Raw genomic sequence first — 13,128 nt, 5'->3', positions numbered from 1 at the left:
CCAGGCTTGCGGGAGGTCAGGCGGCAAAGCGAGGCGCCATGCCTCGCGAGGCATGGCGGTGATGGGCGGCACGGGGCTTTACACCTGCGGCAGCACCTCGGCCAGCGCCGCCAGGCAGGCGTCGACCTCGTCGGCACTATTGTAGTGCGCCAGCGAGACTCGGGTGACCGCCTTCAGCCCGAGCGGGCGCAGGATATTGCCGGAAAATACGTCGTCGCTTCGCGCATGGACGCGTATCCCCCGCGCCCCAAGTTCGGCGACCACATGCTTGGCCTCGACCCCTTCGACGGCGAACGACACCACCCCCTCACGGTACGGAGAATCCTCGGGGCCAATCAAATGCAGTCCGGGATAGCCACACAGCCCCGGCAGGTCCGCGCCGCCGAACAGCAACCGATGCACCAGGGCACGCTCATGGGAGCGCATCGCCTGGCCAGCGGCGACCAAGCAAGCGCGGCGCGACGAATCATCGGTGAAGTGACCGCCCAGCCAGGCGAGGTAGTTGATCATCTCGCTGACCCCGGCAAGGGCCGAAGGGTCACGACTGCCCAACTCCCAGGCATCGGCGGGCTTGCCCGAGAGCCGGTCATGATCGACCACGCTCATGCGATCGGAGAGCCAGGTATAACCGTTATTGAAACGGCAGTACGCCTTGTAGGGCGAGACGACATAGGCATCGACACCGTAGTCATCGACAGCCAGGAACCCGTGCGGCGCATGCTGAATACCATCGACGATGATCATACATTCCGGGGCCACGGCACGGATTGTGCGCGCAATCTCGGCAACGTCCATGCTCATGCCGGTGACCGGGCTAGTATGCAGGATGGTCGCGATGCGGGTGTCCGGACGCACGCAGTCGGCGTAGAGCGCCGCCGTCACACGGCCTGTAGCGACATCGAAGGGCACCTCGATCCAGTCTCGGCCGGTGCGACGTGCCCACTGTGCAGTAGCGTCATAGGTCGCGGGGTGCTCCACCGAGCTCGCGAGAATGCTGCCGCCCGCCTCGGCGGTGAGCGCTGCTGCGCGGATCACACGAAATAGGCATTCGGTACCGGTCTCACCGCCAAAGATGACCCCACCGCTGGCGCCAAAGAAGGTGACTAGGTCGTCACGCCCAGAAGAAACGATCTGCGACACGGCATGGGAGGCGGGATTGTCTCGATGCTCGTTGTCGGGAATACCGGCAACTTCGGTGCTTCGCGTCACCACCGACTCGAGCGTTAATGACCCACCTGCATTCTCGAAAAAGACCCGCTTGCCGCTAAAAGGGCAGGTATCGACGTGCAGGAAGCGCTCCCGCACCTGGGTTAGCAGCTCACCAGGAAGGAAGGTACCGTCCGCCGCGAGGGGCTGGCGCAAAGTCGCAATGGGAGTTGGTGTTGTCGTCATGGTTTATATCTCCATCGGTCAGGCACAGGCGTTACCTGACCTTCATAAAAAAAGCCGTGGGAATTAGTGCTGGACGCTGCTGCGGCGTCGACGCCACTGACTCCAGAGCGGATACGCCAGCGCCAGCACCACGAGCAGGCAAAGCGTCAACGACAGTGGCCGGGTGAAGAAGGTGGTCAGATCCCAGTGAGAAATCTGCATTGAGCGCCTGAAGTTGACCTCGAGGATGGGCCCGAGAATCAGAGCTATCACCAGAGGCGCAGCTGGGTAGCGCCAGCGCTCCATGAAGAAACCCACCACGCCGAAGACCACCGCGAGCCAGACGTCAAAGATCTCGTTGCGCAGCGCATAGGTGCCGATCACGCTGAACACCAGGATCATCGGTCCTAAAACCGAGCCCGGCACCTTGGTCACCACCACTAGGTAGCGGCACAGCCACAGTCCCAGCACCGCGAACAGCACATTGGCCAGCAGTAGTGAGAGAATTAGGGTGTAGGTCGTCTCGGCGTGGTCGGTAAACAGACTTGGCCCCGGGATCATCCCGTGGATGGTCAACCCGCCGACGAAGACGGCTGTCACCGCATTGCCAGGAATGCCCAGTGTTAGAGTGGGAATCAGCGTGCCACCGGTCACGGCGTTGTTGGCCGATTCCGAGGCCGCCACCCCTTCCAGTTCCCCTTTACCGAAACGCTCGGGCGTCAGGGAATGACGGCGCGCCTCGTTGTAGGAGATAAAGGAAGCGATGCTGGTACCGGCCCCGGGAAGAATGCCCACCACCGAGCCGATCACCGAGGAACGCAACAAGGTACGCAGACAACGCCGAATGTCGAGCCACAGAGGGAGTCGGCGTCCCTTGAGTTGCTGCTCTCTACCAGTCAGCACGCCACCGCCTATAGGTACGCAGAGGTTGAAAGCCTGGGAGACCGAGAACAACCCAATCAATACCGGCAGCAGCGGTACCCCATCGAATAGCTCGCTGTAGCCGAAGGTGAAACGCTGCATGCCGGTGAAGGCGTCCAACCCCACGCAGGCCAGAACCAGTCCCACCGCCGCTGAAAGAACGCCCTTGAGCGGACAGTCCGACACCACACCGACGATAGTCACCAGCCCGAAGATCGCCAGCACGGTGTATTCCTGGGGGCCGAAGGCCAGCGCGACCGTGGACAGCGGCGGGGCGATGGCGATCAGCACGACCACGCTGAATAGCCCGCCGAACAGCGAGGCGAGGGTCGCCATGCCCAGCGCCTCGCCGCCCCGTCCAGCCTCCGCCAGTGGGTAGCCGTCGAGCGCGGTGGCGATGGAGGCATCCGTGCCCGGGGTGCGCAACAGGATCGCCGTCACCGACCCACCATAGACCGAGCTGACGTAGACTGCACCGAGCAGGATCAGCGCCAGATCCGGCGGCATGCCGAAGGTAATGGGGATACATAGCGCCACGCCCATCGTCGAGGAGAGCCCCGGAAGCGAGCCGATCGTCATGCCGGCCAGGGTGCCGAGAAACATCGTCAGCAGGGCCATTGGCGTCAGCACATTACCAAGGGCAGGAAGCAATACATCCATGGAGAGTCTCTTGAGTGAGGTCGCTGGCCGTCGCTAGCTTGCCAGCCAGCCGACGGGCAGAGGAACGGACAGCAGGTATACGAAGACCACGAAGATCACGGCGGAGAAGGTCATAGCGATCATTAAAGCCGCCGGCCAACGCAAGTGGCCCAACAACCGCAGGCTGGCCAGCAAGAACAGTGGCAGCGCGATGAAGGTGCCGGCGGTCACCATCAGGCCGAGCAGTCCCAGCACGCACAGGCACAACACGGCAAAGCGCGGCCATGCCAGCGGCGGAGGTAGCTCGTCAGGGGCGCGACGGCAAAGGGTGCAAAGAGCAATCCCTATGCAGACCATCCCTCCCAGCGTGCCAGCGATCACAGGAAAGACTCCCGCGTCGCCGCGCATATCCAGACCCGTAATCACCACAGCGGCACTGACCGCACCCATCAGCAAGGCTACAGCACGATCGATAGTGTCGAGAGTCATGGGGCTATCCCTCCAGGCGTCCGTTTACTGCTCGGTCCAGGGATTCTGTTCCCAGAGCGCCTTCATCCGGTCGTGACTATCGTGGATAAAGTCGACATACTCCTGCCCGTAAATGGGATTGACCGGCATGTTGAGTCGGCCCATCTCGGCGCGGAATTCGGGGTTCTCGACGACTTTGCGAGTCACGTCCAGCAAGGTGTCATAGATCTCCTGAGGCACGTCCGCCGGAACAGCAAATCCGCGTGATGCCGCGGCCAAAACGTCATATCCCTGCTCATGCCCAGTAGGCACATCAGGAATCGGCTCGCCCCGCTCTTCAGACCATATCGCTAGGCCGCGCGCCTTGCCTTCCTGAATCTGGATAACTGCTTCCGACATATTGCCTGCGAAGGCTGTGATATGGCCCCCCAACAGCGAGGCGGTTGCCTCGGCATTGCCGTTGTAGGCGACGAAGTTGAGGTCGATATCCGCTTCGGCGGCGAAGTTGAGGGCCGCAAGGTGATCGTCACCACCGACACCCTCGTGGGAGACAATAATCGACTTAGGGTCGTCCTTCACCGCTGCGACAAAGTCACCCAGGGTCTGGTAGGGACTGTTTGTGGCGACCACGAGCATGCCCGGGTCGGTGATCACGTTGGCCAACGGGCGGATGTCTTCGAGGGAGTAGCCAACGGTCTCCTCACGCGTGAACGGGTAGACTTCCACCACCGGTGAGTTGATTAAACCGATCGTATAGCCGTCCGGGGCAGCATTGGCTAAGTGCACCCAGCCCAGTTCGCCGCCGGCACCTGGCCGGTTGACTACTACCAGACGCTCGCCAAGCTCCTCCTCGGCGTACTTGGCGAAGATGCGCGCCATGGTATCGGTGCTGCCTCCAGCGCCGAACGCAACAATCATCTGGATCGGCTTGCTGGGGTAGTCTGCCGCCAGAGTCGACGTACTCAGACCATTCACTAACAGCGTCGCCATCGCGCCTAAGACCGCCTTCCGTACCGATATAGGGTGAGTCTTCATCGTCTTACTCCTTGTTACTATTATGTTTTGAGAGCCATGCAGGTTGTTCACCCGGGTACTACACCCCTAGCCTGATGCTGCTGAGCACTCACCCACTACATTAAAAGCACTCCACACTTTCAAAAAAGCGAATAAATTGCATATATTAAGAGTCTTAATTTTCATCATTCGGTAATGCCATGTTGACCCTCAAGCAGCTCGAAACTTTCGTCCAAGTGGTCGAGCTCGGCACGTTCGAGCGCGCCTCCCAGCGCCTCAACGCGACGCAGTCCACCGTTTCAAAGCGCATCTCCGAGCTGGAGCAGGCCACCGGCCTGCGTCTCTTCGATCGGTCCCGCCGCAACGCACAACTGACCGAGGAGGGTGAACGGCTGCTGGAGCTGGCCTACACGACGCTCGACGGTGCAAAGCACATCCTTGAGCTCAATGAGCAACCCGAGCGCACGCTGCATCGTGTGCGTATCGGCTTCACCGATCTGGCCGTCCTTACCTGGCTCCCGGGCTTTCTTCGGGATTACACAATCGAGCGACCCGATATACGGTTAGATGTCACCATCGATATGAGCCGTACCCTGTACCAGCAGTTTCAGGATGGAGAGTTGGATCTGGTGGTGATACCCCAGGCCCCTGAGGCCTTCGCCCAGCCGGGTGTGGAAGCCCGGCTGTTGGAGGAAGTGGAGATGGCCTTCATGGCCAGAGAGGGCCTGGTGGACGGCTACCGCCCCATTACCATAGGGGCGCTCGAACGCTACACCCTGATCAGCCAGGGCAAGCGCTCCGGATTCGCACAGGACGTAAACCGCTGGCTCTCCCACCAGGGTGTGGCCGCCGCCAACCTGACTGCCGATAATTTGCTGGCGCTGGTTGGCCTAGTGGCAGCAGGGCGTGGCATTAGCGTATTACCTAAACTCTGTGTCCAGCGTTTTGCCCGCGAGCAGGGACTGGAGATCCTCGAGACCACCCCCCCTCTGCCTGCGATCGGTTACTACGCGCTGTACCATGGTGGGGTACGTATTCAGCTGCTTGATGAACTCACCCACCGCCTCAGCGACGCAGCCGACTTCACTCGCCCCTTCTTCTTGCCCGAGAATCGTCCTGATCGTGATTGACAGGGAGCATGGGAAGCAACGATAAGAGCCATCGGACGATCTGTCGGTACCGCTCCCGTGCCCAGGGGCGCGGACACTTCTCTATATCTCGGGGATATATCGTAATGGCTGGTGACACATCGACGCGAAGCTCAGGGTCGAGCGCGCTAACACCACCGTGGCTTTCGGAGTAAATGCGGGCCGATGATGCGCCGGTCAGCTCCAGTTGCGTGGGCTTCAAATGCTTGTATGTCGCTGGTTAGACAGTTCATGAGTCCTCCTAGGAATCGTGGGACCGGCTTGAGTCGGATTGCGTAGTAGCTGTCCTAAGCATAATCGCCACCGATGACCGTCACACCATTAACTGCGAAGAGCTGCTGAGATTTCGAGAACCAAGCATAACATCAGAAAAATAGACTTAAGTATGACGGCCAACATTCTCAAATTGGTTGCAATTGAAACTATCTAGAGGCAAGGTAGGCGATGTGATTTACGCCACCTGAGAAGGCGCCACTTGCTCAGTGTTAGGCGTTACCAATAACAACACAGACGTTAATAACGTCGTTTTGGAGTTTCCGCATGAAACAACCAGCTCGCTTACTCATGGGTGCTATCGCGCTTTCAAGCATGGCGTTCAGTATGTCTGCACTTGCGCAGGCAACGATCACCGTTAGCACGTGGGGTGGGCCGAATCACGGTATTAATACCATTGTTTGGCCGACCTGGAAGGCGTGGATTGAAGAAGCCACTGATGACCGTGTCACGGTAGAAGTAGTGCACGATATGGGGCCTCCACCGGCACAAATGGAGATCGTTGCGGATGGTATTGCGGATGCCAGCTGGATTTTTCACGCCCATATGGCGGGCCGCTTTCTAGCAACGCAGTTGCCTGAATTCCCTACGTTTGAGGAATTTTCCTCAGAAGATGCTTCCGCTGCGTATTGGCATACCCATCAAGAATATCTGCAGCAAGCCAATGAGCATCGCGGCGTCGATGTGGTTGCGATGGGTGTACATGGCCCTGGCCAAATATTTACCCGTGATCAAATTAGCTCAATTGATGAGCTTGCGGGCAAACGGCTGCGCGTGGGCGGCGGGGTGATGAGTGGTTTAGCCGAGGCAATGTCCGTGACCGGTGTCGCCATTCCTCCCACTGGCACCTACGAGGCCGCCTCTCAGGGGGTTGTTGACGGAGCCATGCTAACGCTTGAAAGCTTGCGTAGCTTTCGTGTCGCTGAAGTAGCCCCGCATACCCTTACCGTAGATGGCGGCTTCTACCGCGGCAGCTTTGCAATTGTCATGAATCCCATGTTTTGGGATCAAGTATCAGACGAAGACCGCGCGGCGATTGAAAGCGTATCGGGTGAGCGACTTTCACGCTTGTTTGGCTACATGATGGATGTATCCGACCAGCGCGGTGTTGAGTTTGGTGAGGAAAATGGCGCGACTTTTACCCAGGCATCGGAACAAGACATTGACTACCTGCGGGGCGTCGCTAGCAATTTGCAGGATGCCTGGAGTGAGTCAGTAAAAAGTCGTGATGTTGACACGCCAGCAGCGCTTGCCTTCTTTCATGAACAGTTAGCCAATGAGGCGACTGAAGAAAGTATCGCAGCGGATGTTGTTAGCCACTGAAGTGGAAATTAAATGTTCTCGCCGCTGCGCATGCTGGACGGCGAGAGCAGCCCTCACAGACTGATGACGCCATACAAGCAACCACCTTCATCTACCTCTCTCTTCCCATAGTTAACCTGCCCCTTTAAGTTTCAATTAAAACCATCCCCCCCCCATCAAGATCATTCATCTCTTACCGGTTGGTACTGATATCATCAAGAACACCTGAGGAAGAACTATCATGGTTACTGCGCCGCGTTTGATAAGTGCCATCGCTTATTGCCCTAACGCCAAAGCCTTTGATGCCTTAGCGGCACAGTGAAGCGAGTTGATTAACCCCCCAAGCAACGTATCCCTCTAACGCAAAGCGCCCCCACCGACTATAGATGAGAGCGCTTTGATGGCTCTTCTTAATTACTTATCTGATGGCTTACGAAGCTTGGTGACGCAGCCGCGGGCTAGCGAACTCTCCCACCACGGTGATAAGCACCAACAGGGCCAACAGCCACGGCCACTGAGTGCCTACTTGGAGGGTCGCAAGGCCCAGCGCATCGATGAAAATTAGCACGATGCCTAACGGGCTAACGTAACGCACCATAAACAGCCACAGCGTGTGCTGGGTACGGGAGAGCCCTAGTTCCTGCCTGAATATTTCAGTACGCAGCAGGAAGCCTGCCATGAGTGCCGTACCTAAACCGCCTAACGGCATCATCCAGCGGGAGGTTAGGTAGTCCAGCCAGTCGAAGAAAGTCCGGCCTGCTAGCGTCCAATCCGCGCCCATGTTGAATGACAGCATGGCCAAAGTACTCACCAACCACAGCACAATACCCACACCCCAGGATGCCCGTTTACGCGTCATTCCTTTGCTTGCCACGAGCCAGGCCACGGTCGCTTCGATCATCGAGATCGACGATGTCAGCGCGGCCATCGATAGCATCACAAAGAACAGGACGCCAAACAGCGTACCAAACGGCATCGCTTGGAAGGCCAATGGCAAGCTCATGAAGATCAACCCTGGCCCTTGGCCGGGATTCATGCCGTTAGCGAAAATAATCGGGAAAATAGCCAAGCCTGCCATTAGTGCGACAACGGTATCGGCAATGGCCACGCTGAATGTCGTGCGCGCGATGGAGTGACCTTCTGGCAGGTAAGAGCCGTAGGTAAGAATCGCGCCAGAGGCGAGCGACAAGGTAAAGAAGGCATGCCCCAGTGCCGCTAACAACCCTTCACTGCTTAACCCTTCCGTATTGAAAGAGAACAGAAAAGACCATGCTTCAGCAAAACCACCGGAAAAGGCGCCATAACCGATCAGTATACCCAGCATGATCACCATGCCTGGCATCATCCAACTGACGCTCTTTTCAATGCCGGCTTGTACGCCTTTGCCCACGATGAACATGGTCAGGACTGTTACCAGCGTGCTCCAAGCGCCTAGCGTGAAAGGGTTGGCATTATTGGCGGCAAAAATTGCCGCCATGTCATCGACGCTATTACCCGCCAGCCCTCCGCTCAGCATCTTCCACAGATAGGAAAATGACCAGCCCGCGACCACGACGTAGAACGACAGAATCATGAAGCCACATATCATGGCCATCCAACCGAAGATCGACCAGAAGCTACCATGGCCCGACTCATGCACCACCCGGCGGATAGCGTCGACCGGGCTGCCTCGCCCACGGCGACCGAAGCTGATTTCAGCCATCATGATAGGGACGCCGACCGCCAATATACAGGCCAGGTAGACCAGCACGAAAGCACCACCCCCGAACTCGCCAGTGATGTAAGGAAACTTCCAGATATTACCCAGTCCCACTGCAGAACCAGTGGCTGCCAGTACAAATCCCCAGCGGCCCAGCCACAGCGTCTTGGGAGGCGTATTTTTCGTTGTCATTGGAAAACCTTATGCATTTATATTGTTTTTTAGGCTATTTATTATGAGCAGCTAGAACAGCTACTTAAGGGCGATCAGCTGCATATAAAAGCCAACCAACTGCAGTCAACCAGTCATAAAGAGCAATCTATAAAGAGTCTATGGGGATAGTTATAGGGCAGGAATGGCCTTAAATCGCATTCGTCGAGGCGCTGCTCGCATAAGCGGGATACAACTGTAAACTAATCGTTACACTTGAAAGGAAATGCCGATGGGCGGGGGCCAGCCGTTGTATTTTTCTGACACCCCGTAAAGAAATCGTGACAGTTAATTCACCTGTCATGGGACTTTTTAAGAGTCTTCTTGAGTACCAATGCCGTAACGTTTGAGTTTATTGGCAACGGTTGTATGCGAAACGCCCAATCGTTTTCCCAACTGGCGGCTAGAAGGGTACTGTTGATACAGCGTAGTTAAGATGCTTCTTTCCACCTCTCCCAGCATGTCGCTCAAGCTTCCCTCTAATGGAATGCCAGCCAACTCAGACGACTCCTCTCTGTGAGGAAGGCGCAAGTGCACCGGCTGGATGGCCTTCTCTTCACACAGCGATACTGCCTGGAACAGCACATTTTCTAGCTGTCGAACATTGCCCGGCCAGTCGTAGCGCATGATTTTTTCCAACGCAGCAGGCGAAAGCTCGGGCAAAGGACAGCCTATCTGACGCGCCGCACGATCCAGCACATAGGCCGCTAATTCCTCAATTCCATCCAAGCATTCGCGTAAGGGCGGTACCTGCAGCAAAAGCACATTGAGCCGGTGATAAAGATCGAGACGAAACAGCCCTTCGTTACACAGCTGAGTCAGATTCTGTTGTGTGGCGCAGATCACTCTGACATCCAGGAAGGTTTCCTCGTCGCTCCCCACGCGTCGGAAGCCGCCATCTTGAAGAAAACGTAACAGTTTCGTCTGCAGCCGGGGGCTCATTTCACCGACTTCATCAAGAAACACCGTGCCACCTTCGTTAAGCTCCAGAAGGCCAAGCTTACCTTCCGGCCGAGCGCCTTCGAAGGCACCGGGGGCGTAACCGAAAAGCTCTGTCTCGGCCATTGATTCAGGCAGCCCGGCACAGTTAAGCACCACAAACGGCGCTTTCCCACGGGAGCTTGCCAAATGACAGGCTCTAGCCACCAGCTCTTTCCCGGTTCCCGTTTCACCCACAATCAACAACGGTGCCTCTAAGGGCGCCATACGCCGCGCCTCGTTGAGCACAGTTTCCAATCGCGCACTCGACTGAAAGATGGCCTCAAAGCCACGCAGTTCTTGACGCTGCACTTGATAAATACGAGCACCGATACGGTCGGCACGATGTAACGTCACGACCGCCCCCGCGAGTGAATCAACCTTAGTATCTTCCGTGTGCAGTGGCGCGATATCAGCCAGATAGGTATCCCCTTTCAGTTTGATCCGCAATCCATTGATGCGTGAGTTGTTCCGGCGAATCAAATCGGGCAAATCCACCTCATCAAGGTAACGATCCAGTGAGAGCCCCGGTACTTCTTGAACGCGCACGCCTAAAACCTGAACAGCAATACGATTGGCCGCCACAATTCGGCCCTGCATATCTATCGACATCACTGGATCAGAAAGCGAGGACAGCAGCGCATCCAACTCCAAATGACGCCGCTCGCTGGGCATCAAGCTGGCGCGCTTAACACCAAACACGCCAGGGATGGCTTCCAATACCGGTTTCAGCGTCTGTAGCTGCGCATTGAGTAATTTTGGAACATATAAATAGATGGTACTGCCCTGATCACCCCCTACCTCGCCCCGAGCGACATTAATTCGGTAGTCAGCAAACTGGGCCACTATATCGCGAAGAATACCGATTCGATTCTGGCAGTAAAATTTAAGACGCATAGAGCCCTCACGGCACAAAACCAACTCAGCTACTTAGCCACCACTCACTGGCAGCCCCTGCTCTTCTTTCATACTACGCAGTATTATTTCTGAGCGAACCTGGGTGACATTAGGATGAGGTAATAAATGGTGATGAATAAAGTCCGAAAACGCTGTTAGATCCTTGGCGATGATATGTAACACATAGTCTGCGTCTCCCGACACAGAATAGGCCTCACGAACCATGGCATGCTTCGTCAGTAACGTCACAAAATCATCATCCATGCTTTCACCATGAGCTTTGAGATTAACTCTGGTGATGGCACGCAACCCAAACCCCAGGCTGGAAGCATCAAGCCTAGCCGAATACCCCTTAATGACACCTTCGGCTTCTAACCGTGCTTTGCGCCGGGAGCACTGCGAGGGAGACAGGCTGACGCGCTCTCCCAATTCTGAATTGGTGAGGGCTGAATTCTTTTGTAACTCTGCCAAAATTGCAAGATCATAACGATCTAAAGAAATTTCGTGCATATAACACTCCAATTGCGCACATACCGTGCACTATTTGGCTGCATCTTAGGTTAGTTTGCAACCTAATTGTACCGGCTCTTCCCTATACTGAACTTGTCACCCAACAAGACAATAAAGGAGAGATATCGATGGGCCCCTTCCCTCATGACGCACCCAAAGCAACCATAAATGATGCAAACCCAGCGGGCACAGATGGCTTCGAGTTTGTTGAATTTGCACACCCCGAGCCGGAAAAATTAGATAGCTTATTTCGGCAAATGGGCTTCGTTCCCGTTGCAAAACATCGTGACAAGTCGATCACCGTTTATCGTCAAGGCGATATCAACTACCTTCTTAACAGTGAGCCTAACTCGCATGCGTCAGCGTTTATTGAGGCGCACGGCCCCTGTGCTCCAGCAATGGCTTGGCGCGTTGTTGATGCTCAGCACGCCCTAAAACGTGCCGTTGAGTTAGGGGCTGAAGAGTTCACTGGCAATAAATCCATCGATGCACCTGCAGTTGTTGGTATTGGCGGCTCGCTGCTTTACTTTATTGATACGTATGGCGAAAAAGGCAGCTGTTATTCAAACGAATTTGAGTGGTTCGATGAGGCAGACCCTAATCCTAAAGGGTCTGGTTTTTACTATCTTGACCACCTCACTCATAACGTTATTCGCGGCAATATGGACACGTGGTATAAGTTTTACCACGACACCTTTAACTTCCGCGAAATACGCTACTTTGATATCACCGGTAAAATGACAGGCCTTACCAGCCGTGCATTGACTTCTCCCGATGGTAAAATTCGCATACCCATTAACGAAAGTGCCGATGATCACAGCCAGATCGAAGAGTACTTGCGCGAATATAACGGCGAAGGCATTCAGCATATCGCCATTGCAACGAACGATATCTACTCCGGCACTGACTTAATCGCTGATACGGGGCTCGAATTTATGCCTGGCCCGCCGGGCATCTATTACGAAAAGTCGTTAGAGCGTGTTAAAGACCACCAGGAGCCTCTCGATAAACTGCGTAGCCGTGGCATTTTGATTGACGGCGAAGGTGTCGTGGGCGGCGGCGAAACCCGAATTTTGCTACAAATTTTCTCAAAAACGGTCATTGGGCCTATCTTCTTCGAGTTTATCCAGCGTAAAGGCGATGATGGTTTTGGAGAGGGCAATTTTAAAGCACTTTTCGAGTCCATCGAAGAGGATCAAATTAACCGCGGCGTGTTGCACAGTACCGCTGAATAGTAAAAGGGCACACCGTGCATGACGCTTGGCGTAACTATGAAAATGCCCCCCAAGAGGGGGCTATTATTTGCCCTTCCAGCGCTATACCAGAAGGCAAAGCACGCTGCATGGAAATAATGAGCAGCAATGGATCTTTCCCAGTCATTGCAGCACGTATAAATGGCACGATTTATTGCTACGTCAATGCCTGTCCTCACCAATATTTACCTTTAAACTATCGATCGGACAGTATCGTTTCATCAGATGGGCACCGTTTTCTATGCAGTGCGCATGGGGCAGCGTTTGACATTAAAACGGGAGACTGCTTAACAGGCGGCTGTGATAAACTTGACGCCATACCTGTATTTGAAGATCTAGCAGGCAACTTATGTGTCACCATAGAAAACCTTAAAAACATTCACCAATAAGTTATAACTTACCCTCATATCTCTAGCTAAACATCTGACAATCTTAATAGAGGCGA

11 protein-coding genes are annotated in these 13,128 nt (G+C 55.4%); 4 read left to right on the top strand and 7 right to left on the bottom strand.

The features are described 5' to 3' along the window. Nucleotides 1–78 precede the first annotated feature (78 nt). The 4 genes from QT230_RS13315 to QT230_RS13300 form a co-directional block, all read right to left on the bottom strand. Nucleotides 79–1,392: an aminotransferase class V-fold PLP-dependent enzyme gene (locus QT230_RS13315; protein ID WP_308322360.1), complete on the bottom strand. Its 1,314-nt coding sequence runs from the start codon at nucleotides 1,390–1,392 to the stop codon at nucleotides 79–81. Between the two features lie 63 nt (nucleotides 1,393–1,455). After that, a complete protein-coding gene (locus QT230_RS13310; RefSeq protein WP_308322358.1) occupies nucleotides 1,456–2,952 on the bottom strand; it encodes a tripartite tricarboxylate transporter permease in 1,497 nt (498 codons plus the stop codon). 33 nt (nucleotides 2,953–2,985) lie between these two features. After that, complete coding sequence (locus QT230_RS13305) at nucleotides 2,986–3,420, bottom strand: tripartite tricarboxylate transporter TctB family protein (protein ID WP_308322356.1); 435 nt, start codon at nucleotides 3,418–3,420, stop codon at nucleotides 2,986–2,988. A gap of 24 nt (nucleotides 3,421–3,444) precedes the next feature. Next, on the bottom strand, nucleotides 3,445–4,434 hold the full coding sequence (locus tag QT230_RS13300; RefSeq protein ID WP_308322355.1) for a tripartite tricarboxylate transporter substrate binding protein: 990 nt from the start codon (nucleotides 4,432–4,434) through the stop codon (nucleotides 3,445–3,447). 179 nt (nucleotides 4,435–4,613) lie between these two features. Here QT230_RS13300 and QT230_RS13295 point away from each other — a divergent pair, with 179 nt between their 5' ends. Further along, complete coding sequence (locus tag QT230_RS13295; protein ID WP_308322353.1) at nucleotides 4,614–5,543, top strand: LysR family transcriptional regulator; 930 nt, start codon at nucleotides 4,614–4,616, stop codon at nucleotides 5,541–5,543. A 558-nt stretch (nucleotides 5,544–6,101) separates the two neighbouring features. After that, on the top strand, nucleotides 6,102–7,157 hold the full coding sequence (locus QT230_RS13290; RefSeq protein ID WP_308322352.1) for a TRAP transporter substrate-binding protein: 1,056 nt from the start codon (nucleotides 6,102–6,104) through the stop codon (nucleotides 7,155–7,157). 409 nt (nucleotides 7,158–7,566) lie between these two features. Here QT230_RS13290 and QT230_RS13285 read toward each other — a convergent pair whose 3' ends face one another. The 3 genes from QT230_RS13285 to QT230_RS13275 all read right to left on the bottom strand — a co-directional run bounded on the left by QT230_RS13285 (nucleotide 7,567) and on the right by QT230_RS13275 (nucleotide 11,430). Further along, nucleotides 7,567–9,027, bottom strand: coding sequence for a sodium-dependent transporter (locus QT230_RS13285; protein ID WP_308322351.1), 1,461 nt, complete (start codon nucleotides 9,025–9,027; stop codon nucleotides 7,567–7,569). Between the two features lie 330 nt (nucleotides 9,028–9,357). After that, entirely contained in the window at nucleotides 9,358–10,920 is a 1,563-nt protein-coding gene (locus QT230_RS13280; protein WP_308322349.1) for a sigma-54-dependent transcriptional regulator, read from the bottom strand. 33 nt (nucleotides 10,921–10,953) lie between these two features. Next, nucleotides 10,954–11,430: an Lrp/AsnC family transcriptional regulator gene (locus tag QT230_RS13275; protein WP_308322348.1), complete on the bottom strand. Its 477-nt coding sequence runs from the start codon at nucleotides 11,428–11,430 to the stop codon at nucleotides 10,954–10,956. 128 nt (nucleotides 11,431–11,558) lie between these two features. On the opposite strand from QT230_RS13275, the gene hppD reads away from it, so the two are divergent. Both hppD and QT230_RS13265 read left to right on the top strand, forming a co-directional pair. Then, complete coding sequence (gene hppD / locus QT230_RS13270) at nucleotides 11,559–12,665, top strand: 4-hydroxyphenylpyruvate dioxygenase (RefSeq protein ID WP_308322346.1); 1,107 nt, start codon at nucleotides 11,559–11,561, stop codon at nucleotides 12,663–12,665. 14 nt (nucleotides 12,666–12,679) lie between these two features. Further along, nucleotides 12,680–13,072 (top strand): Rieske 2Fe-2S domain-containing protein, encoded by a 393-nt coding sequence (locus QT230_RS13265; RefSeq protein ID WP_308322345.1) that lies wholly within the window; start codon nucleotides 12,680–12,682, stop codon nucleotides 13,070–13,072. The last annotated feature ends 56 nt before the right edge of the window (nucleotides 13,073–13,128 follow it).

The sequence above is a fragment of the Halomonas sp. SpR8 genome, from assembly GCF_031010195.1.
In the GTDB taxonomy this organism is placed as follows: Bacteria; Pseudomonadota; Gammaproteobacteria; order Pseudomonadales; family Halomonadaceae; genus Vreelandella.
This window is presented reverse-complemented; position numbering and strand designations above follow the sequence as displayed.